This is a genomic window from Imbroritus primus, from assembly GCF_964332355.1.
Classification (GTDB): Bacteria; Pseudomonadota; Gammaproteobacteria; order Burkholderiales; family Burkholderiaceae; genus Imbroritus; species Imbroritus primus.
The window spans coordinates 298101-320195 of record NZ_OZ201293.1 but is presented as its reverse complement, the minus strand read 5'-3'; the positions used below and the strand labels follow the sequence as shown (position 1 = coordinate 320195).

21 protein-coding genes are annotated in these 22095 nt (G+C 64.1%); 7 read left to right on the top strand and 14 right to left on the bottom strand.

Going from position 1 to position 22095, the window contains the following annotated elements; genetic code table 11:
• Window positions 1-768 carry a HesA/MoeB/ThiF family protein gene (locus tag ACQ3C8_RS01435; RefSeq protein ID WP_009521032.1) on the top strand — a complete coding sequence of 256 codons (768 nt, stop codon included), beginning with the start codon at window positions 1-3 and terminating at the stop codon, window positions 766-768.
• Window positions 769-965: 197 nt separating this feature from the next.
• On the opposite strand, the gene bfr is transcribed toward ACQ3C8_RS01435, so the two are convergent.
• From bfr to ACQ3C8_RS01385, 10 genes are all read right to left on the bottom strand, one after another.
• Window positions 966-1445, bottom strand: a complete 480-nt coding sequence (gene bfr, locus ACQ3C8_RS01430; protein WP_009521031.1) for a bacterioferritin — start codon at window positions 1443-1445, stop codon at window positions 966-968.
• A 119-nt stretch (window positions 1446-1564) separates the two neighbouring features.
• Complete coding sequence (locus ACQ3C8_RS01425; RefSeq protein ID WP_009521030.1) at window positions 1565-1864, bottom strand: (2Fe-2S)-binding protein; 300 nt, start codon at window positions 1862-1864, stop codon at window positions 1565-1567.
• Window positions 1865-2089: 225 nt separating this feature from the next.
• The gene (gene ptsP / locus ACQ3C8_RS01420; protein ID WP_009521029.1) at window positions 2090-3841 is read right to left on the bottom strand and encodes a phosphoenolpyruvate--protein phosphotransferase; all 1752 of its coding nucleotides are present in this window, start codon (window positions 3839-3841) and stop codon (window positions 2090-2092) included.
• 209 nt (window positions 3842-4050) lie between these two features.
• Window positions 4051-4320 carry an HPr family phosphocarrier protein gene (locus ACQ3C8_RS01415; RefSeq protein ID WP_009521028.1) on the bottom strand — a complete coding sequence of 90 codons (270 nt, stop codon included), beginning with the start codon at window positions 4318-4320 and terminating at the stop codon, window positions 4051-4053.
• Entirely contained in the window at window positions 4289-4744 is a 456-nt protein-coding gene (locus tag ACQ3C8_RS01410) for a PTS sugar transporter subunit IIA (RefSeq protein WP_428852202.1), read from the bottom strand. The genes ACQ3C8_RS01415 and ACQ3C8_RS01410 overlap by 32 nt, the downstream gene beginning before the upstream one ends.
• 91 nt (window positions 4745-4835) lie before the next feature.
• On the bottom strand, window positions 4836-5777 hold the full coding sequence (gshB, locus tag ACQ3C8_RS01405) for a glutathione synthase (protein WP_009521026.1): 942 nt from the start codon (window positions 5775-5777) through the stop codon (window positions 4836-4838).
• A gap of 27 nt (window positions 5778-5804) precedes the next feature.
• On the bottom strand, window positions 5805-7100 hold the full coding sequence (gshA, locus tag ACQ3C8_RS01400) for a glutamate--cysteine ligase (RefSeq protein ID WP_009521025.1): 1296 nt from the start codon (window positions 7098-7100) through the stop codon (window positions 5805-5807).
• A gap of 713 nt (window positions 7101-7813) precedes the next feature.
• A complete protein-coding gene (locus tag ACQ3C8_RS01395; RefSeq protein ID WP_428852201.1) occupies window positions 7814-9226 on the bottom strand; it encodes an ammonium transporter in 1413 nt (470 codons plus the stop codon).
• Window positions 9227-9257: 31 nt separating this feature from the next.
• Window positions 9258-9596, bottom strand: a complete 339-nt coding sequence (locus ACQ3C8_RS01390) for a P-II family nitrogen regulator (protein WP_009521023.1) — start codon at window positions 9594-9596, stop codon at window positions 9258-9260.
• Window positions 9597-9648: 52 nt separating this feature from the next.
• Window positions 9649-10407, bottom strand: a complete 759-nt coding sequence (locus tag ACQ3C8_RS01385) for a TorF family putative porin (protein ID WP_009521022.1) — start codon at window positions 10405-10407, stop codon at window positions 9649-9651.
• Between the two features lie 386 nt (window positions 10408-10793).
• On the opposite strand from ACQ3C8_RS01385, the gene ACQ3C8_RS01380 reads away from it, so the two are divergent.
• On the top strand, window positions 10794-11063 hold the full coding sequence (locus ACQ3C8_RS01380; protein ID WP_009521021.1) for an accessory factor UbiK family protein: 270 nt from the start codon (window positions 10794-10796) through the stop codon (window positions 11061-11063).
• 67 nt (window positions 11064-11130) lie between these two features.
• Complete coding sequence (locus ACQ3C8_RS01375; RefSeq protein ID WP_428852200.1) at window positions 11131-12660, top strand: YifB family Mg chelatase-like AAA ATPase; 1530 nt, start codon at window positions 11131-11133, stop codon at window positions 12658-12660.
• A gap of 230 nt (window positions 12661-12890) precedes the next feature.
• On the opposite strand, the gene ACQ3C8_RS01370 is transcribed toward ACQ3C8_RS01375, so the two are convergent.
• Genes ACQ3C8_RS01370 through ACQ3C8_RS01360 form a run of 3 tightly spaced genes read right to left on the bottom strand, consistent with a single transcriptional unit; the run spans window position 12891 to window position 15633 of the window.
• Window positions 12891-13865: a Bug family tripartite tricarboxylate transporter substrate binding protein gene (locus tag ACQ3C8_RS01370; protein ID WP_428852199.1), complete on the bottom strand. Its 975-nt coding sequence runs from the start codon at window positions 13863-13865 to the stop codon at window positions 12891-12893.
• Window positions 13862-14785 (bottom strand): alpha/beta fold hydrolase, encoded by a 924-nt coding sequence (locus ACQ3C8_RS01365; protein ID WP_428852198.1) that lies wholly within the window; start codon window positions 14783-14785, stop codon window positions 13862-13864. The genes ACQ3C8_RS01370 and ACQ3C8_RS01365 overlap by 4 nt, the downstream gene beginning before the upstream one ends.
• Before the next feature lie 2 nt (window positions 14786-14787).
• The gene (locus ACQ3C8_RS01360; protein WP_428852197.1) at window positions 14788-15633 is read right to left on the bottom strand and encodes a TauD/TfdA dioxygenase family protein; all 846 of its coding nucleotides are present in this window, start codon (window positions 15631-15633) and stop codon (window positions 14788-14790) included.
• 264 nt (window positions 15634-15897) lie between these two features.
• Here ACQ3C8_RS01360 and ACQ3C8_RS01355 point away from each other — a divergent pair, with 264 nt between their 5' ends.
• The 4 genes from ACQ3C8_RS01355 (at window position 15898) to ACQ3C8_RS01340 (ending at window position 21434) form a co-directional block, all read left to right on the top strand.
• Window positions 15898-16695 (top strand): IclR family transcriptional regulator domain-containing protein, encoded by a 798-nt coding sequence (locus ACQ3C8_RS01355; RefSeq protein WP_428852196.1) that lies wholly within the window; start codon window positions 15898-15900, stop codon window positions 16693-16695.
• Between the two features lie 421 nt (window positions 16696-17116).
• A complete protein-coding gene (locus ACQ3C8_RS01350) occupies window positions 17117-17854 on the top strand; it encodes a hypothetical protein (RefSeq protein WP_428852195.1) in 738 nt (245 codons plus the stop codon).
• A 39-nt stretch (window positions 17855-17893) separates the two neighbouring features.
• Window positions 17894-19714: a putative bifunctional diguanylate cyclase/phosphodiesterase gene (locus ACQ3C8_RS01345; protein ID WP_428852194.1), complete on the top strand. Its 1821-nt coding sequence runs from the start codon at window positions 17894-17896 to the stop codon at window positions 19712-19714.
• Between the two features lie 142 nt (window positions 19715-19856).
• Complete coding sequence (locus ACQ3C8_RS01340) at window positions 19857-21434, top strand: methyl-accepting chemotaxis protein (protein ID WP_428852193.1); 1578 nt, start codon at window positions 19857-19859, stop codon at window positions 21432-21434.
• 15 nt (window positions 21435-21449) lie between these two features.
• Here ACQ3C8_RS01340 and ACQ3C8_RS01335 read toward each other — a convergent pair whose 3' ends face one another.
• Entirely contained in the window at window positions 21450-22082 is a 633-nt protein-coding gene (locus tag ACQ3C8_RS01335; RefSeq protein WP_428852192.1) for a LysE family transporter, read from the bottom strand.
• Window positions 22083-22095: the final 13 nt, after the last annotated feature.

The window sequence follows — 22095 nt, the reverse complement described above, 5'->3', positions numbered from 1 at the left end:
ATGCAAGACGATCAGCTGCTCCGCTACTCGCGTCACATCCTGCTCGACGAAATCGGCATCGAAGGACAGACGCGGCTGCTCGCCGCCCATGCGCTGGTGATCGGCGCGGGCGGCCTGGGCGCGGCGGCACTGCCATACCTCGCCGCAGCCGGCGTGGGTCGCCTGACGATCGTCGATGACGACACGGTCGATCTCACCAACCTGCAGCGCCAGATCATCCACACCACGGCCAATGTCGGCCGACTCAAGGTTGAATCGGCACGCGAGGCTATCGAACGTCTGAACCCCGGCGTGGCGGTCGAGCTAGTACAGGAACGTGTCGATCTGGCGCGCCTCGGTGCGCTGGTACGCACTGCGGATGTCGTGCTGGACTGCTGCGACAACTTCGCCACACGCCATGCGATCAATCGCGCCTGCGTCACCCACCGCATACCGCTGGTGTCGGGCGCGGCGATCCGCTTCGATGGACAGATCAGCGTGTACGACAAGCGTGTGCCCGAGAACCCGTGCTATGCCTGCCTGTTTCCGCCGTCGGCCGATGCGCCTGAAGTGGCCTGCGCCACCATGGGCGTATTTGCACCGGTAGTTGGCATGGTCGGCACGGTGCAGGCCGCCGAAGCGCTGAAGCTGCTGATCGGGACGGGAGAATCGCTGGCCGGCAGGCTGCTGATGCTCGATGCACGCAGCATGGAGTGGACCAGCCTGGCCTTGGCGCGCAATCCGGAGTGCGAGGTGTGCAGCCACGCGGAGCACGCGCCGGCACTTTAGACCATGCTCAGGCACGTCCGGAGAGTCGGCAAGGACTGAAAACACAGGGAAGATACGCTGCAACGCGGACGTGATCGGCAGCGAGCGGGGAACAAGGCACGGACCCCGGCCCGGAAACCGCAGGACATACCTCAACTCCCCGCAACGGCGCCCACACTGCGGGCGCGGCGGATTCGGGAATCAGGAAAACAACCGGCTCAGGCCTCGCCCGGCTCCATTTGCGACTGCAGGTAGTTCTGCAGGCCCACCTTGTCGATCAGCTCGAGCTGGGTTTCGAGCCAGTCGATATGCTCCTCGGTATCGTCGAGGATTTCCACGAACAGTTCGCGGCTGACGAAATCGCTCACGCTCTCGCAATAGGCGATCGCCTCCTTGACGAGCGCGTGCGCACTTTTCTCGAGCGTGAGATCGCACGACAGCATCTCCGGCGTGTTCTCGCCGACCATGACCTTGTGCAGGTCCTGCAGGTTCGGCAGGCCTTCGAGCATGAGGATGCGGTCGATGAGCTTGTCGGCATGCTTCATCTCGCCGATCGACTCGCGGTATTCGTGCTCGCCGATCTTCTTGAAGCCCCAGTGACGGTAGATCCTGGCGTGCAGGAAATACTGGTTGATTGCCGTCAGCTCGTTGGTGAGTTGCTGATTGAGATACTGAATGACGCGCTTATCACCTTTCATACCGGGCTCCTGTGAGGTTCTTCTGGCCCGCATGCGGTAATGCCCTGCTGTCCGCCCCACGGATAGTGTGGCGCAACCGGCAGGGCAACACGCGAAGGACGATGCTGTCCGACTGACGCTCAGGCGGTCAGTTCGCTGCTTTGGTCGTTGGCGACCAGCGGGCCTTCAGCCTGCATTATGGCATGCGACCCGGGACTGGCATAGGAAGGATGATCCGCAGTCTTGCGAATCAGGCTGACAGGCTGGAGAGCGGCGGCGGCCATGCCGTCCTGCAGGACGTTCTGGGCACACTCGCGGCAACGCCCGCAACAAGTGCCCACGCCCAGTGTCTCGGCGAGCTCGTCCAGGGTCGTCACGCCAAGACGGACGGCGCCGTGGATCTCACGATCGGAAACCTGGTTGCAGATACAGACGTACACGCGCACCTCCCGCAGGCAGGAGCCGGTGCGTCACCACGACGCATTTCGGCCTTGCGTGGAATCCAGCATAACAGAGAATCTGAATGATAACAATTCCCATTTGATGGGTGCGGATTATTTAGGCAGAAGCCGTCACTTGCGTGAGGATTTCATGCCACGCTGGCGGTGGGGAAACCGCCAGAAATATGGCCAGGGCTCTGCCTGGAATCTGCCCCCCCCCCGCAGTCAGTCGTGCTGCAGCCGCTCCAGCGCCGCCTCGAGCGCATCCGGCTCGTAGGCATCAAGCACCGGGCGCACGAGTTGTTCCAGCCGGCCGCAGTCAGACCGCAGGATCTCCTGCTTGACCTGCAGCAACTGCGAGGGGTGCATCGAGAATTCGCGCAGCCCCATACCGAGCAGCAGGCGCGTCATGGCCGGATCGCCGGCCATCTCGCCGCAGACCGAGATCGGCACGCCGGCCTCGCGGCTCTCGTGAATGGTGCGCGCAATCAACTGCAGCACCGCGGGATGCAGGGGATCATAGAGATGCGCCACGGCATTGTCGGCCCGATCGATGGCCAGCGTGTACTGGATCAGGTCATTGGTACCGATGGACAGGAAATCCAGCCGCCGCAGGAACATTGGCAGCATCAGCACCGCCGCGGGAATCTCGATCATCGCGCCGATCTTGATGGTCGGGTCGTATGGCACGCCAGCGTCGTCGAGCTGCCGCTTGGCCTGCTCGAGCAGTTCCAGTGTCTGGTCGATCTCGCGGGCGTGCGCCATCATCGGTACCAGGATCTTCACCTGCCCGTAGGCCGATGCCCGCAGCAGCGCGCGCAACTGTGTCAGGAACATCGACGGCTCGGACAGCGACCAGCGGATGGCGCGCAAGCCAAGCGCCGGATTGGGCGCCGTTTCGAATTCCGCCACGCGGCTGTCGAGTGGCTTGTCGGCGCCGATATCGACAGTACGGATGGTCACGGGCAGACCCTTCATTGACTCCACCGCCGTGCGGTAGGCCTCGAACTGGGTATTTTCGTCGGGCAGTCCTTCACGGCTGTTCATGAACAGGAATTCGGAACGGAACAGACCGACGCCAACCGCGCCCGCCGCCAGGGCGGAAGCCGCGTCCTCGGCCAGTTCGATGTTCGCGAGCAGGCCGACCTGCACCCCGTCAAGCGTGACGGTGGGCGTGCGCAGCAGGCGCTGCAGGCGTTTCTTGTGCAGCAGGCGCTCACGCTGCCGATGACGGTATTCCTCGAGAATGATTTCACTGGGATCGACGATCACGATGCCGGCGTCGCCGTCGATGATCACCCAGTCATCCTGGCGAATCACCTCGCTGGCGCTGGGCACGCCCACCGCTGCGGGAATATCGAGGCTGCGCGCGACGATCGCGGTATGCGAGGTGCGGCCGCCGAGATCGGTGACGAAGCCGTGGAAAGTACGGTCGCGAAACTGCAGCATGTCGGCCGGCGCGATGTCGTGCGCCACCACGATCACGCCCGGCGCCTCCTCGTCGTCCGCCGCCGCGTCGACCGGCGGGATCACCGCCGCACCTGCCAGCACCTTGAGTATTCGCTCGACCACCTGCTCGATGTCCGCCTTGCGCGCCCGCAGGTATTCATCCTCGATCTCGTCGAACTGGCGCATCAGCTCCTCGAGCTGGGTCGTCAGCGCCCACTCGGCGTTATAGCGGCGCACGCGGATGAGCGTTTCCGGCACGTCGGCCAGCATCTCGTCATCGAGAATCATGGCATGCACATCGAGGAAGGCGGCCATTTCCTCGGGCGCATCGCGGGGCAAGTCGCGCTTCAGGACCTGCAGTTCGCTGCGCACGGTGGCGCGGGCGCGACGCAGCCGCTCGATCTCTTCATCGATATGGTCTTCATCGACCAGGTAATGGGAAACATCCAGGGCTGCGCGCGCCAGCAGGTGGGCGCGCCCAATGGCAAAATCGCGGGAAACCGGAATACCGTGCAGCGTAAAAGACATCGATGACTCCAAGGAGGATCGGCCCCGCTGCGGGGCCGCCGCGCACATGGTCATTGCATACTGCCCCCCGGCGCGGCCGGGAGGCACGGCGACAGCACAGCAGTGCAGCATGTCCGGCCGGCCGCGCTACCGGCCGACGCCCTGGAACAAGCGCCATGGGCCGGCTCAGGGCCGTGGACACGCGCCACAAGCGGCGCGTACTGTGCTTATTACTCGCCTTCGCCGAAGCGATTGTTGATCAGCTCCGTCAACGCATCCATGGCGTCCTGCTCATCCGGTCCATCGATCTGCAAGGTCACCGTCGACCCCATGCCGGCTGCCAGCATCATGACGCCCATGATGCTCTTGGCATCGACCTGGCGTCCGTTGCGCGACATCTTCACGCTGCTTTTGTATCGGCCGGCCAGTTGCGTCAGCTTGGCCGACGCACGAGCGTGCAGGCCGAGTTTATTGATGATGGGAATGTCCTTCTGCAGCATGGTTGTCCGGGTGGTTGGTGGTTTGGTTTTGTACGGTGGTCGAGCCGATCTGCAGCACACCCTGCGCGCCGCCGGCGAGCGCCTTGGCAGCAAGCTGGTCAAGCTTCTCGGCACGATAGCAGATGGCACGCACCAGCATCGGCAGGTTGACACCCGCGAGGACCCGTACACGTCCGGGATCGGCAAGGCGTGCTGCGATGTTGGCCGGGGTGGCGCCAAAGATATCGGTGAGGATCAATACGCCATCATCGCCGCCGACGGCATCGAGGGCACGGCGGCCGGCTTCGAGGACGGCGGCCGGCTCGGCGTCCGGCAGGACATCGATGGCTTCGAGGCGCTGCGGGGCGCCGCAATAGACATGGGTGGCGCAATCGCGCAGGGCAGACGCCAGTGGAGCGTGGGCGATGATCAGGATGCCGGCCATGTCAGTGTTCCGAGGGAATGCAGCGATTGTAGCAGGCCGCATTTCCGCCACGCCAATCGCACGGCCCTGGCAGTCCGGTCTGCCCAGTGCGTCAGGCCACGGCATGCTCCAGCGCGTCGATAAACATGCCGGCGACATTGAAGCCGGTTTGCGCGGTGATCTCGCGAAAACATGTCGGACTGGTCACATTGACTTCGGTCAGGTAGTCGCCGATGACATCCAGGCCGACCAGCAGCAGGCCGCGCTGCCAGAGCACCGGCGCAAGTGCCTGGGCAATCTGCGCATCGCGCTCCGACAGCGGCTGGGCGCGCCCCGTGCCGCCCGCTGCCAGGTTGCCGCGCACTTCACCGGCTAGCGGCACGCGTGCCAGGGCGTACGGCACCGGCGCGCCGCCGATCAGGAGAATGCGCTTGTCGCCGTCGCGGATCGCGGGGATGTACTGCTGTGCCATCAGCGAACGCGCGCCATTATGGCCGAGCGTCTCGATCACGGAGCCGAGGTTCATGCCATCGGGGCCGATGCGGAACACGCCCATGCCGCCCATGCCATCGAGCGGCTTGATGATGATGTCGCCCTGCTCCGCATGGAAACGGCGGATGCGGCCGGCATCGCGGGTGACGAGGGTCGGCACCGTGAACTGGGAGAACTGGGCGATCGCCAGCTTCTCGGAATGATCGCGAATCGCCTGCGGCTTGTTGAAGACGCGGACACCCTGGCGCTCCGCCACCTCGAGCAGCCAGGTGCTGGTGACATACTCCATGTCGAAAGGCGGATCCTTGCGCATCAGCACCGCGTCAAAGCCCGTCAGCGGCTTGAGCGCAGCCTCGCCAGCGCGGTACCAGTCGTGGTCGTCACCCGTCAGCTCCAGCGGCTGCACCGTTGCCTCGACCGCGTGCCCGGTCATCGACAGATGCCACGGCTGGCAGACGAACAGCGTATGCCCGCGCCCTACTGCCTCGACCATCATCGCGTAGGTCGAATCCTTGTAGACGGTGAATGTCTCCAGCGGATCGGTAATGAAGAGGATGCGCATGAGGGTCTCCGGGCAGATGGAAGGGCGTCAGATCAGCGGGTTGGGATCGGTCTTCTCCAGTTCCAGCGACGCCGCCAGCAAGGCCAGCCGCGCTACCACGCCGTACATGTAGAAGCGGTTCGGCACCGCCGCGCCCGGCTTGGCATGGCTGTCCGGAATGCCGTTCGGCTCGAAGGCCAACGGCACGAAATGCATGCCCGGCGCGTTCAGGTTCTCGTCGTTGGCGCGCCCGGTATGCACGCGATAGAAACCGCCGACCACGTAGCGGTCGATCATGTAGACCACCGGCTCGGCCACGGCCTCGTTGATCTTCTCGAACGTATGCACGCCTTCCTGGATGATAACGTCGCTCACCTCCAGGCCTTCCTTGCCGACGCTCATCTTGTTCCGCTCCTTGCGGTTGAGCCCCTTCATCTCGGCCGGATCGCGCACCGTCATGATGCCCATGCCGTAGGTACCGGCGTCGGCCTTGACCACCACGTACGGCGTTTCCTTGATGCCGTACTCGCGGTACTTCTTGGCGATCTTCTTGAGCTGCGCCTCGACGGCATGCGCGAGCTCTTCTTCGCCGATGCGTTCGTGGAAATTGACGCCGGACACGCTCGTGAAATACGGATTGATCATCCACGGATCGATGTCGATCAGCTTGGCAAACTTCTTGGCAACCTCGTCATACGCGGCAAAGTGCTGGCTCTTGCGCCGCACCGACCAGCCGGCATGCAGTGGCGGCAGGAGATACTGCTCGTGCACATTCTCCAGAATCGGCGGCACGCCGGCGGAAAGATCGTTGTTGAGCAGGATCGAACAGGGGTCGAAATCCTTGAGGCCGAGGCGGCGCCCTTTGGCGCCGAGCCGTTCGAGCGGCTCCACCACCAGCACCTGGCCATCCGGCAATTCAATGGGGGTCGGCTCCTTGATATCCTCGGACAGCGAGCCGAGGCGCACATGGAGGCCCGCCTGCCGCATGATCAGCGCAAGCCGGGCGATATTCTGCAGATAGAAGGTGTTGCGGGTATGACGCTCGGGAATCAGCAGAAGGTTCTTGGCATCGGGACAGATCTTCTCGATGGCGGCCATGGCGGCCTGCACGGCCAGCGGCAGCATTTCCGGCGCAAGGTTGTTGAAACCGCCGGGAAACAGGTTGGTATCGACCGGCGCCAGCTTGAAGCCGGCATTGCGCAGATCGACCGAGCAATAGAACGGCGGCGTATGCTCCTGCCACTCCAGACGGAACCAGCGCTCGATGGCGGGGGTTGCGTCGAGGATTTTCTGTTCGAGCTCGAGCAGAGGGCCGTTGAGCGCGGTGATCAGGTGCGGAACCATAGCTTTCCTATTGATTGGATTTATCGCCTGCCACGATTGTAGAGGAACAGCCAATACCGTGCAGGCGGGCCGCTGAAGGCCTGGCTGGGCATATCGTGCTCCGGGCGGCGATCACAAGAGGCTTCCCGCAAAAAAAGCATAGGCACCCGCCGCACCGGGGAAAGTCGGCCGACCCGGGGCACCCGCTCGGCCGGCCACCTGAACATGCGCATGAATGGCGACGGCCCGGTCATGGCGACAAGAACGGGAATATCCCTCTTGAACAGAAGGTTATCGCGCCCCCAAGGGAGCCGTCATCTTTTTAGAGCGATGACAACAACCGGAAGGCTGGAAATCGGGGCGAGGAAGACGGGAAAAATGGCAGGAAGAAAGCGGACACTAGAAGCAGCAACGTCCGGGGGCCGCACAACATGTGGCGTTGTGCGCATCGCATGCGGGGGCAAAGGGACTGAGTACGCCCGGCAAACCGGGCAAAAAAAAAGCGCGGACAACGCCGCGCTTTGGAATGATCTGTCTGTGGCGCCCCAGTCGTCAAGGCGTACAGGAGGAGATCAACAAACTGCCCAGATGAAAGTTACTCAATCCCCACTTAAAAAGCCACTGAAGTTTTTTTAGATCAGATATCAAGCAAACTTGATCCCAAAAAAAAGCAGCGAACCCTGCGGTTCGCTGCCCAATGCTCCTGAACGCTTCAGTTGACTGACTGCAGTGACTTACATGTGGTACGCGGACTCGCCATGCGATGCGATATCGAGACCTTCGCGCTCGGCATCCTCGGGGACGCGCAGACCGACCAGCGTCTTGATCAGCATGAAGGCGATGAACGACACTACGCCCGACCAGATGATGGTGATGCCCACGCCAAGTGCCTGCGTCACGACCTGACTGGCGATCGAGAAATCGGCCGCGCCCGTGCCACCGAGCGATGGCGCGGTGAACACACCCGTCAGGATCGCCCCGACGATACCGCCGACACCGTGGACACCGAACACATCGAACGAATCATCGACATTGAGCATCTTCTTCAGGCCGGTGACACCCCACAGGCACACCGGCCCCGCGATGAGGCCCAGCGCGATAGAGCCCATCACACCTACCGTGCCAGCCGCCGGGGTAATCGCCACGAGGCCGGCCACGGCACCCGAAGCAGCGCCCAGCATCGAGGCCTTGCCTTTCAGCACGGCTTCCGCCGCGATCCACGACAGCACTGCGGTAGCGGTCGCCATGATGGTGTTGATGAAGGCCAGAGCTGCGGTCGCGTTGGCTTCAAGCGCCGAGCCGCCATTGAAGCCGAACCAGCCCACCCACAGCAGCGAGGCACCTACCATGGTCAGCGTGAGGCTGTGCGGCGCCATCGACTCGCGGCCATAGCCGATCCGCTTGCCGACCACATATGCACCCACCAGACCCGCGACACCTGCGTTGATGTGCACCACCGTGCCGCCGGCAAAGTCGAGCGCACCGTGGCCAAACAGATAGCCAGTGCTGCTCCACACCATATGCGCCACCGGCAGATAGGAGAAGGTGAACCACAGGACGACGAACAGCAGCACGGCCGAGAACTTGATGCGCTCCGCGAACGCGCCGACGATCAGCGCGCAGGTGATGCCCGCGAAGGTCGACTGGAAGGCGACGAATACGAGCTCCGGCAGCTTGGCATCGGGCGAGAAGGTATCGGCCAGCGTCTGCAGCGTAACGCCCGACAGGAATAGTTTGTCGAACGTCCCGATGAAGGCATTGCCGCCCGCGAACGCCAGACTGTAGCCATACACCGCCCACAGCACGACGATCAGCGAGAACACCACCATCACCTGCATGAGCACCGACAGCATGTTCTTTGAGCGCGCCAGGCCGCCGTAGAACAGTGCCAGGCCCGGCACGACCATCAGGATGACAAGCATCGTGGAAGTCAGCATCCACGCCACGTCGCCCTTGTTAACCGTGGCCGTTACCTCGGGAGCTGCAGCTGCAGGAGCGGTTGCGGCCGCCGATGCGGCGGCCTCGACCGCCACCGGAGCGGACGCCTCGGTCGGCGTCTGCGCGGCCGCGCTCAGTGACAGGCCGGCCATACCCACCGTCAGTGTCAGCATGCATGCCGTCAGCATGCGTTTGAACCAGAATTTCATATTGACCTCTCGTTGTCGCTGGTCGTGGGGATTACAGCGCGTCGCTGCCGGTCTCGCCGGTGCGGATGCGCATGACTTGTTCGAGCGCCATGACAAAGATCTTGCCGTCGCCGATCTTGCCGGTCCGGCCGGCGGTCTCGATGGCTTCGATGGCACGGTCCACGACGTCGTCCGGCACGGCCACTTCGATCTTCACCTTGGGCAGGAAATCGACCACATATTCCGCGCCGCGATACAGCTCGGTATGCCCCTTCTGGCGACCAAAGCCCTTGACTTCGGTGACAGTGATGCCGGATACCCCTACATCGGAGAGCGCTTCACGCACTTCATCCAGCTTGAACGGTTTGATCACCGCAATGATCAGTTTCATCTGATTTCTCCTCAACGCGGGCAGCACGCCGCCCGCTCATGCCTGCTCAATGTCAGAACGTTTTGGTCAAAGTGGCGACCACGGCCGCCTTGCCGGTGTAGCGGCCGAACGCATTGGTGTAGACCGCTTTCTTGGCATTCGTGTCGACATACGCCAGCGCGCCCGAGAAGCCGGCGCCAAGATCCTTGGTGAGGCCGATCTTCCAGTCGGTGTAGGACGCATCCGTGACATTCTTGATCTTCTGGTAACCAACATGCGTGTTCACGGTGAGTCCCCAGAAGCCGGTATCGAAGTTGCCGTTCAGCTCCACGTAGTAGCTGTTGCGGCTATCGTTGAAACCAAAGGTATCGGTCACCGCATGCGAATACTTCAGCGCCACCGGACCGTAGCCCACCGAGGCATACAGCTCGGTGGTATCCGCCTTGTTGAAGCCGGCCGGATAGCTGCCCGGGTAGTAGTACTGCAATACGCCCACGTCATAGCTCACGTTGTCGGCGATCTGCCCCTTGTAGCCCGCATAGAAATCCATTTCGAGCGCGCTCGAGATGTCCGAGTTGCCATCCGAGAGCCAGCTGATGGTCGAGTTCCAGTTACCGATATAGAAGCCGCTGGCATGCGCGTAATCGAAGCCGCCCTGCAGGGCGGGCTTGCGGTTGGTTTGCATGATCCCGCGGAAACGGTATTCAGAGGCCAGCGTGACATTGGCCGAGAAGGTATGCGGCGACTCCGGTGCCGGCGCGGATTGCGCAAAGGCAGGAAGACCCGTGGCGACGAGCGCCGTGAAACCAATCGTGGCGGCCAGCTTTTTCATTCGAGACTCCTTTATGGGGCAAATGCAGCGATGGGGGCAGGTTGTAACAAACGGTTGCTCAGGTATCGCAACAGTCATGCCAGCGTCCGCCAGAGGGATGACGGAGCGCAGCCGAACGTCCCCGACAGGCGCCAGCACAGGCGCATCGGCATTGGTTTTCCGGGAAATCGTGCCGAATGGCGTCAATTGTTGTTAAAGCCGGGCCAACGACTTACGCAGGAGCGGGAGAACGGAGATAATGGCAGGCAGACGGCAGGCCGATGCACCGGACCGCCGTCGCGCGCGCCACGCCCGTGCACCGTTCCGTGATCGCACCAAAATGCAGCACGAACATTCACCACAAGCCGCAGCCGCGCACTGCATGTGTGCAAACCAAGGAGTGTTGTATGAACCCGACCGATTTCATCACCGAGCTGCAGTCCAAAGTCAGTGAACTCATCAAGAACTCGCCAGCCAAGGATCTGGAAAAGAATATTCAGGCCGTGACCCAGCAGATGTTCCAGAAATCCGGCCTGGTCACGCGCGAGGAATTCGACGTGCAGCAGCAGCTCCTCGCCCGTGCGCGCCTTCGCCTCGATGAACTCGAAGCGCGTGTCGCCGCACTCGAGGGCCCGAACTCATACAGCACGCCCGGGTCACCGGGCAACGCGCCCTGATGCGGCCTATGCGCCCTGTGCCGGCCCGCCCTGCGGCGGCATTCCCGCTGCGCGTTCCGGCCAGCGCATGAGCCTCGCCCTGGTGCGCAGCCGGGGGCTGGCTGGCATCGATGCGCCGCCCGTCATGGTGGAGGTGCATCTCGCCAATGGCCTGCCCGCCTTTACCATCGTGGGTCTGCCCGATGCCGGCGTGCGCGAGAGCCGTGACCGGGTCCGCGCCGCCATCCTCAACAGCCGCTTTGAATTCCCTGCCCGCCGCATCACGGTCAATCTCGCGCCGGCCGACCTGCCCAAGGAGTCCGGCCGCTTCGACCTGCCTATTGCGCTTGGCATCCTCGCTGCCAGCGGCCAGTTGCCAGCGGATGCACTCGATGCCTATGAATTTGCGGGAGAACTCTCGCTGACCGGCGACCTGCGGCCAATCCGCGGTGCACTGGCCATGACCCTGGCGATGCGCCGCGCCGCCGAGGGACGCTCCTTCATCCTGCCCGCCGGCAATGCCGCGGAAGCGGCGCTGGTGACCGGTGTCGATGTGCGTCCTGCCACGACCCTGCTGGCCGTCTGCGCACATCTTTCCGCCACGGCGCGGGCCGCTCCCGAAGATCATCTGCCGGTTGCCGCGCCATGTCCGTCCGCCATCGCTGCCAGCCTGCCCGACATGGCCGATGTGCGCGGCCAGGCACCGGCGCGGCGCGCCATGGAGGTCGCCGCGGCGGGGCAGCATTCGGTGCTGCTGGTCGGCCCGCCTGGCAGCGGCAAGTCGATGCTCGCCCAGCGTTTTCCGGCATTGCTGCCCCCCATGGAAGAGCACGAAGCGCTGGAAGCCGCCGCCATCCGCAGCCTTGGCACAGGTGGCTTCGATCCGGCATGCTGGCGCGTGCGCCCGTTTCGTGCGCCACACCACACGGCATCGGGTGTGGCGCTGGTCGGTGGCGGCAATGTACCGCGTCCCGGCGAGATTTCGCTGGCCCACCATGGCGTGCTGTTCCTCGACGAGTTGCCGGAGTTCGACCGGCACGCCCTTGAAGTACTGCGCGAGCCAATCGAGTCGGGACGCATCACGATCTCACGCGCCGCGCGGCAAGCGGAATTCCCGGCACGCTTCCAGCTGGTGGCCGCGATGAATCCCTGTCCCTGCGGGTATCTTGGGCACGCGCTGCGGCCGTGCGCCTGTACGCCCGAGCAGGTACGCCGCTACCAGAGCAGGATCTCAGGCCCGCTGCTCGATCGCATCGACGTGCAGATCGAAGTGCCTGCACAACGTCATGATGACCTGCTCGACGGCCCGCCTGGCGAATCGACTGCGAGCATGGCTGCACGCATCGCCGCGGCACGACAGCTGCAGCAGACCCGCCAGGGTTGCGCCAACGCCGACCTGCAGGGCGCCGCGCTCACACGCCATTGCCCGCTCGAACCAGAAGCCGAGACCATGCTGCGCCAGGCGATGGCGCGCCTGGGCTGGTCAGCGCGCGCGTATTACCGCATCCTGAAGCTCGGGCGGACGATTGCCGACCTGGCCGCCAGTCCTACGATCCATGTGCAGCATGCCGCGGAAGCGATCCAGTACCGGCGTGCGCTCGGCAGCGTGTCGGGGTAGCCGGGCACGCGCCTGCACCATGCGGACGCGCGAGGACGCAAAGACACAAGGGCGCAGCTCCCCCTCCGACGCGAGCATGCGAGATCCCGCATGGCAGACGCACCCATGCCAACGGCAGAAACGACAACGCCGCCGGCAAAGCCGGCGGCGTCCACGCGCAGTTCGATGGACTGCGCCTTTTTTGATCACCGCTGCGGTGCGTGCGGACCAAGCTCCGCAGCACTGCAGCCTCAATCCACCTTGATGCCGCGCTCCTTGACCAGCTTGCCCCAGCGCTTGCTTTCGGCATTCAGGTACTGGCGGAATTCGGCGGGTGTGCCGCCGCCTGCGTTCGCGCCCATCGTGAGCAGCGCGGGCGCGGATTCCGGCGAGCGGATCGCCCAGGTGATATCGGCAGCGATCTTCTCGACCACCTCCTTCGGCGTCGCGGCCGGGGCGAACACGCCATACCACGCCACTGTCTCATAGCCGGCGAGTCCCTGCTCCGCCACGGTCGGAACGTCCGGCAGCCACGGCAAGCGCTTGCTGGAGGTCACGCCCAGGGGGATCAGCTTGCCAGCCTTGACATGCTGCAGCGCGCCGTTGTCGAACATGATGGCGATGCGGCCAGCCAGTAGATCCTGGTGTGCAGGAGCGCTGCCCTTGTATGGCACGTGGTTGAGCTGCGTACCCGTCATGCTGGCGAACAGCTCGCCCGACAGGTGAGTGGACGTGGCCGTCCCAGTCGAACCGAAGGCGATGGAGCCAGGTGCGGACTTGGCCTTGCGGATCAGTTCCTGGACGTTCTTCACGCCAACATCCGGATGCGCTACCAGGATATTGGGAATGGTCGTCAGGACGGTGACCGGCGTCAGGTCCTTATTGGTATCGTACGGCAGCTTTTCCATGATGAACGGATTGAGCACGTACGGCATGGCGGTCAGCAGCAGGGTATGGCCGTCGGCTGGCGCCTTGGCGACCGCATCGGTGGCGATGATGGTATTGCCGCCCGGCTTGTTGTCCACGATGACGGTCTGACCCCAACGCTCCGTGAGCTGCTTGGCAACCAGGCGCGCCTGGGTGTCGGTCGCGCCGCCAGGCGGATAGGCGACGACGATACGGACCGGCTTGGTGGGCCATTTGTCAGACTGGGCAAGCGCATTGCTGAGCGGCGCGGCCCCCAGCACGCAGGCGGCGAGGGTCGCCAGGAACAGTTTGCGGTTCATGTGTTTTCTACCTCTGTAGTGTTGATATCTGTATGGGGGCAGCGTTCTACCCAGCGCGCGACCGGTGCGATCCACGGCGCCGGGTCCAGAACCAGGGCCTGATGGCCGTAGCGTGTCTCGACGATACGGTCCGACGGCGTGCCCGCCGGCGGGGGAAAAAGAGTATCGGACGAAGCGTAGAGCATGGTGGTATCCGGCGGGCAGCCAGCGACGGCAAACGTCACCGCGGCGGCGCGCAGGCGCCACAGCGAGGCGGCCGAGTACTCCCCGGCCCAGCGCCGGACGGCCGCCAGCTGATCCTGTAGCGCAGCGTCGCCATGATCGTCTGCCCACTCCGCCAGCCCGGCCTTCATCAGCGTGGCGACGCGGAAGGCATAGCGCTTGTCCACGCTGTCGAGCCGGCGCATGGCATCCACATCGGCCGCATCACCACGCCCTTGCGTGGCCGTGCACAGCGCCAGGACGTGTCCGACCCGTGCCGGGTAGTCCGACTTCAGCTGAAGTGCCACGTAACCGCCAAAGGAATAGCCGATCACACCGCTGAGATGCGCGACACCAAGCTGCGCGAGCAGAGCGTCGATGGCACCGGCCATCGCTTTGACCGTCGCGTAGCTGGCTTCGCCACCCGACCATTCGGAACCGTACGACGACCCGGGCAGGTTAACGGTGATGATGCGGTCATGACGCGTATCCAGCGCCTTGCCATCTCCGGCCCAGGCGGCAGCCCACCCGGAATCGGCCGCACGCGGCGTGGCATCGAGGGCGAAATGGCTCCCCGTATAACCATGCAGCAACAGGAAGGTCCGGCCGGCCGCCGGCCCATGGCAGGTATACGCCAGGCGCAGCGGCACAGCCGTGCCGTCCGCCAGCCGGAAGTCGGGAACGGCGCAGGTGCCGGCCGTTTTGGTTGCCGCGTGCATGCTCAGATCGGGCGTTCGCCCTGCACCGTCGTGCGGTACAGCGTACGGTGCTGCCCGGCCGGCAGGTCGCGCGTGGTGGCGCTGTGCATGGTGGAACGGTTGTCCCACATCACCACATCGCCGGGCGACCAGCAGAAATCGTAGCGGAACTGCGGCTGGATCGTGTGGGCAAACAGGAATTCGAGGATCTCGTCACTCTCCGCCTTGTCCAGCCCCACGACCTCGACCGTCATGCCTGGATGCGCGAAGATGGCCTTGCGTCCGGTATCCGGATTGGTACGGATCAGGGGGTGGTCGACGTCCGGGGTCTTCTGCTTCTGCTCCTCGGTCATCTTGACTTGCGTGGTCTGCCCATCCGTTGTCGCGCGGGGGCGATACCGGTGGATGGCGCGCAAGCCCTCGAGGCGCGCCTTCCATTCATCCGACAGCGCGTTGTAGGCCGCTTCCATATCGATGAAAAGTGTATCGCCGCCTTCGGACGGAATTTCCAGGGCATTCAGGATCGTCGCCTTGGCCGGTTGCACCTGGAAGGCCAAGTCGGAGTGCCAGTATGAGCCGCCATCCGAGATTCCCATGGGCTTGCCATCCACGACCCGGTTCGACAGGCGGAAAATCTCCGGATAGTCTGGGTGGTTGTACTGCGTCAGCACATGCACCTCCAGCGGGCCGAAACGCCGACTGAAGGCGATCTGATCCGCCGCCGACAAGGATTGATCCTTGAAACAGACCAGCTTGTGATCGACGAACAGCCGGTGGATGACATCAAACTCAGCCTCCGTGAAATTGCGCGACAAATCGATATCGCGCACTTCGATCCCAAAGCTGCCAGACAACGGCAAAACCTGCATGACTGTCTCCAGTAGTAGAATGGCTAGCAATTAGCGAACAATTGTTCGCCAAAAAACTATAGGGGCGATATCGAAAGCTGTCAATGTCTAATCGCGGCTACCGATATCGACGTCATGTCTGGCGTGCGAACGCCGCAAAAGAAGTGATTGCTCCATCGCAAACATCAGCATGCGACTGGGCGACGCGAGGCCTTTCGCCCACGCTACAATGGGCGCTCGACACAGGATGAGAACGATGCAACCACGCCGAAGGGCGCTGTATTAATGGCAAAAGAACCACATGGCGGTGAAGGCAGCGAAGGAAAACGGGAATTCCTCGACGCCCTGGCGAACGGCCTGCGGCTGCTGAGCAGCTTCGACGCGCAGACCCGCTCGACCACCATCCAGTCGGCTGCGGAACTACTGGGGGTGACCCGGGCGGCCGCGCGCCGCATCCTCCTGACCCTGACCGAGCTGGGTTACCTGCAGCAGCAGGAACGGTATTTCGAGCTGACGCCAAAGGCGCTGGAGCTGGGTTACCGGTATTTCCGCTCGCTGGGACTGTCCGGCGCCGTCCGCCCGTATCTGCAAAAGCTCGCGCGCGAACTGCACGTGGCAGCCGCCATCGGCGTGCTGGCAGGCCCCGATGTCCTGTTCGTCGACCGCGTCGAAGCCGAGCGCCCCATTAAGCTCGACCTGCGCGCTGGCGACCGTTTGCCGGCCTATGCGCATTCGCTCGGGCGAGCGCTGCTCGCGCAGCTACCGGAAACCGAACTGGCGGACCACCTGCCTGCCGGGGCGCTCCCCAAGGCATCGCCGTATACCGTGGCCGACCGCCAGTCGCTGCGCGCGGAACTGGTCCTGATCCGCCAGCGCGGCTGGAGTTTTGCCAACAGCGAACTGGTAGCCGGGCTATTCGGCGTCGGCATTGCCTTGCCTTCTCGCGGCAGCGGACCGACAATTGGCCTGAATGTCAGCTCGATCGGCACACCGTGGACGGTGGCGCACATCGAGGAACACATCGTGCCCGCCCTGCAGGCCACCGCGCAAGAAATCAGCATCCTCACGGACTCGCTGGCCTGATTGCGGCCGATGGCCGCGCCGACACGCCGGGTACCCGGCCATGCACCCCGGCCTCACGCCGGCATCGCACTCCCTTCTGCCGCCGCCCCTCTTCAGGGTGGCAGGCAAAGCGGCGGCGCGTGATTAACATTCGCTAATATCAGATGTAAAAATAAATAACTGCTCGTGTCACACGCGCAGTCGTGAGGTGCGCCGCTGGCGTCCACGCGTTATACGGAGACCATGCTGCACCCCGTGCCATCTTGCGGACGGGATGCGCTCGGCCTCGGTGCCGGACGCCCCGCCGCAACAAGACGATCAGGTAGACAACGTTCCCGGATGTCCTATCCGGGGTGGATATTTGACAGTTGCCCCGTCACGAGGCCGGCGCGCGACATGCGCGTGCCGGCTCGTGCCCGGCATGTCAGAGGTGGCGAACTGCATGTTCTACATTTCACTTTGCGCGGCACCCGGCGACCGGCACGCGATCGAAATGCTGGCAGCCCGCCTCGACACCTTCGACGGCCTGGTCGAATGGCGGGTGGGTCGGGGCGCGACCGTGCCGTCGCTCGTCATTTACTTGTTCAACGACCCCAACACCCTGCGCGATGCCATGCGGCTGCGCATGCGCGGCCGTACCGGCGCCTTTGAATTGTTCATCAACATCGGTGAGCCGCTCATGCGTCGTCCGCCCGGCCTGCTGGTATGCCAGGCTTCGCCCGGCCAGTTGCGCCAGACGCTGGAAACTATCGCCTCCGTGTGTTTTCACGGCACGTTTGCGCGCGGCATCCTGCCGTTCTCGGTCAGCGCCATTCGCACCCTCTTCGAGTCTGAAGGCTGGCTCGAAACGCACCACTATCCAGGCAACAGCTTCTTCCAGACCGAGCCGGACGATCCCGACCGACCCGCTCCCCTCCACGATCTGGAACCCGTGCACGCCTACTGTGCAATGACCCATGCCCCGACGAAGCGCCGCAAGCCGAACTACGCGCAGGTCATCATGGCGTTCGGTGCGCAGGTTGGCCAATCGTGCACGCCGCATTTCGCTTTTACGTTCCGCAGCAGTGACACCTATGTCGATACGCTCGCTGTCTTTCCCGCCCCTACGGCACCTGTCATCCCGCCCCCGCTCGACCTCAGCTTCCGCGAATATGCGCGGGAATTGACGGAGGCGCAGTAGCGGCCCACAATGAGCACGGAGCATCACTACTGGGCAACTATGGCAGGCAGCACCGCGACACCGGGCAACGGTGTCGGGATCTTCGAACAGACCGTGAAAAACATGGTGCAGGCGCTGCGTGCCGACGCGGGCTATCTGGCCCGGCTCGTGCCGGGCTCCCCCGGGGCCGCCCATACGCTGGCGGCCATCGCCGACCGTACCTTCCTGGAAGAGCTGACCTTCGACGTCGACAGCACGCCATGCGCCGGACTGATGACGGCCAGCGAGGTGGTCACGCCTGAAAACGCTGCTGTCCATTACCCCAACGACCCTGTCATTGCCCGCATCGGGGCCGCATCGTGCCTCGGTCACGCGCTACTCGACTCGGCGGGCGCACCCATCGGTATGCTCGTCGCGCTGTACCGGGCGCCCCTGCGCCAGTCCCTGTTCAGCGCCGCCAAACTGGAATTCTTTGCCGGCCGCGCCTCCGCCGAACTCGAGCATGCGGGGCTGGCGGCGCGCGCCTCACGCGCCCGTACGCCCGCCAGCGTGCCGGACAGCCTCCCCGGCGCGCTGACGCCGCTGCCTGACAGGCAGCGCATGATCATGCGGCTCAAGCAATTGTTGCAGGACCACCGCAAGTCCACCATGCATGCGCTTCTGCTGGTCGACCTGGATCATTTCCGCACGCTCAATGACGTGCATGGGCTCGATGCCGGCGATTTCATGATCCAGCTCGTGGCGCTGCGCCTGTCCGGTTGCCTGCGCGAGCGCGACGTGGTGGCGCATCTCGACGGCGACCGGTTCGCCGTCGTCATCGACGACCTGAATACCTCGACGCACACAGCCGGCGCCCAGGCCAAGATCGTCGCCGAGAAGATCATGTCCACGCTGCGCCAGCCGTTCCAGTTGGGCGAGCATCGCTACCTCAGTACCGCCAGCATCGGCGTGACGCTGTTCGGCGGTCGCAAGGACTCGCCGCAGGAAGTCATCGGCCGGGCGGAAGCCGCCCTGTATGGCGCCAAGGCCGAAGGCCGCGACGGCGTACGTTTCCATGACCCGGAGCTGCATGCGCTGCTGACCGCGCGCGCCACCATGGAGAGCGAACTGCGCGATGCCCTCAATCGCGACGAGATGGTGCTGTACTACCAGCCCCAGATGAACGCGGAAGGTCGCATCATCGGTGCGGAAGCGCTGGTGCGCTGGCGTCATCCACGACTCGGGCTGCTCACGCCAGCGGACTTCATCACGCTGGCCGAAGACACCGGCCTGATCCTGCCACTCGGGCGCTGGGTGCTCGAGGCGGCCTGCGAACAGCTGGCGACCTGGAGTACGCACGAGGACAGCGCCCATCTTGCGGTATCGGTCAACGTCAGCGGCCGGCAGATCCGCCATCCGGAATTCGTGGGCCAGGTGCTTGCCATCCTGTGCCGCTGCGGCACCAACCTCAGCTCGCTCAAGCTGGAGCTGACCGAAAGCGTGCTCATGGACGAGACCGAGCACGTCATCCGCAATATGGATGCACTCAAGTCGATTGGCGTAAGCTTCTCGCTCGACGATTTCGGCACAGGCTACTCCTCGCTGTCGTATCTCAACCGCCTGCCGCTCGACGAGCTGAAGATCGACCGCTCGTTCGTGCGCGACATCCTGACCGATTCGCACAGCGCCATCATCGCCCGCACCATCGTCGGCCTCGCGCACAACCTGGGACTAAGCGTGATCGCCGAAGGCGTGGAGTCGGCCGAGCAACGCGACCTGCTAGCCGAGTATGGCTGCCATTCCTACCAGGGCTATTTCCTCAGCCCGCCGCTACCGGCCGAACAGTTCGAGCAGTTGCTGCTGAAATCCCTCAGCACCACCCGCCGCGCACCTCCGGACTGAATGCGCCAGCCAAACGCACCCATGGCCGGCAGGCGCGCCATGCCGTGTGAATCTTTCGTGACAAATTCAAGTTCCACGTCGCTTTCGTCGTAAGGCTGCAGGCACTGCAAGGTGCCTCCGCATTTTCGATGAAAGGACTTTCATGCATTGGCTCAAGCGCCTGCGAGTGGCGCATCGTCTCTGGCTCGCATTCGCCCTGATCTATATCTTTGGCGCCGTGGTCGCGATCACCGGCATCGTCAGCCTGATCGAAGTGCGACGCATGACCGATCGCTTGCACCACCACGACATGGCCGGCGCACTGGCTGCCGAACGCGCGCAATCCGCCATCGCCAGCCTGGGCCGCGCGCAGCTGCAGCTGGTGGCGGGCACCAGCGGCGAGGAGCGCGATGCCGCGAACAGCGCCATCGGTACGCATCTGGCGAAGCTCGACGCCGCCATCGAGACGCTGCGAACGGCAGCCGGTGAGGCAGCCGCGGCGCCATTGGCCAAGGCGCGTCAGGAAGCTGGCGATGTGCTGCAACGCTATGTCGCGCTGGTCAAGGCGCAGCCGTTCGATCCATTGCTGTTCGACAGCAGCGTCTCGGTGGAAGGCCACTTTGTCTCCGCTGCGCTCGATGCGCTGGCCACGATTGCGCACCAGCGCAAGGCGGCACAGGAAGCCGGCGCCAATCTGACGCTGGCCGCAGCGGCACGGCAACAGTCCATCGCCCAGGCCATCATGATCGGGCTGCTGGCCGCAAGCCTGTGCGCCGCCTCCATCCTGGCGTGGTTGTGTGCCCGGCACATGGCGCGCGCGCTCGGTGGCGAGCTGCATGAGGCTTCAGCCATCGCCAACCACATCGCGGCGGGCAACCTGACGCAGGGCGTCGCCCTGCACCCGCGCGACACGCACAGCGTGATGTACTTCCTCGCGCAGATGCGGCGCTGCCTGGCGGATATCGTGCGCCGCATCCGCCATTCGTCGGACGCCCTGCTGACCGCCTCGGAAGAGATCGCCAGCGGCAACCGCGACCTGGCATCGCGCACCGAACGGCAAGCCGCGGCATTGCATCAGGCATCGGCCAGCATGGCGGTGCTCGCCGACGGCGTGCGTGAACTGGCGTCCAATGCGGAAACCGTCGCCGACATCTCCGGCAATGCCCTGACCGTCGCGCACGATGGACATGCCGTGGTGCGCCAGATGGCGGATACGATGACACGCGTGCACGCGCAGTCGCGCGATATCGTGGAGATCGTCGCCAAAATCGAAGGTATTGCCTTCCAGACCAATCTGCTCGCGCTCAATGCAGCCGTCGAGGCCGCACGTGCGGGCGCACACGGCAACGGTTTCGCGGTGGTGGCCAATGAAGTGCGCGCGCTCTCGCAACGCAGCGCGACCGCTGCCAAGGATATCCAGCGGGTGATCCACGCCTCGACTGCACGCATCGCTGATGGCGCGCGCCTGGCCCACGAAGCGCATACCGCGATGGAGCGCATCACCTCGACCGTGCAATCGAGCCACGGACTGGCGCTGGAGATGCGCGCCACCTGCCAGGCGCAGGCCGACCGTGTCGGTACGCTCAGCACACTGGTCACCGACATGCACGGCACTACCCAACAGAATGCTGCGCTGGTTGAAACCGTGGCGCATGCCGCGGCGCTACTGCACCGTCAGGCCGGTGATCTGGCTGGTGATGTAGCGCGCTTCAGGCTCGCGGAACAGGCTGCGGTTGCGTGAAGCGACGCGAGGCGATCAGCCAGGCTGGCGCTTGATAAAGAACAGCGCCGCGCCGACCCCCATCAGCACGCTGCCAAACACGCGGTTCTGGATGCGCATGGCGCGGACGTTGCGGAAGAAGCGCTGCAGGCGCGAGGCCAGCAAGGCATAGCTGTGCATCACCACCAGGTCGACCGCGCACATCGTCACCGCGAGGATGAGCAGCTGCAGTGCCAGCGGGCGATTGGGATTGATGAACTGCGGCAGGACCGCCACCATGAAGATGATGCCCTTGGGATTGGTGGCATTGGTCAAGAGGCCAATCAGGAAACGCCGTCGCGCCGACATCGGCGCAACGCGCACCGTGGCTTCCGGCCCGGCATGGACCGGTGCACGCCATTGCTGGATTCCAAGATAGATGAGATAGAGCGCACCGACGATCTTGACGATCATGAAGGCGGTTTCGGAGGCCAGCAACAACGCGCCAAGTCCGCCGCCGGCGACCAGCAGGATGAACACCAGTCCGGCCTGCAGGCCAAGAATGGTAGCCGACGTCTGCCGCAAGCCGTACGACAGTCCGTGGCTCATCGACAGCACCGCGCCCGAGCCGGGCGAAATGGCGATCACCCAGCACGCTGCAAAATAGGCCAACCATACGCTCGCGCTCATGCATGTCTCCCTG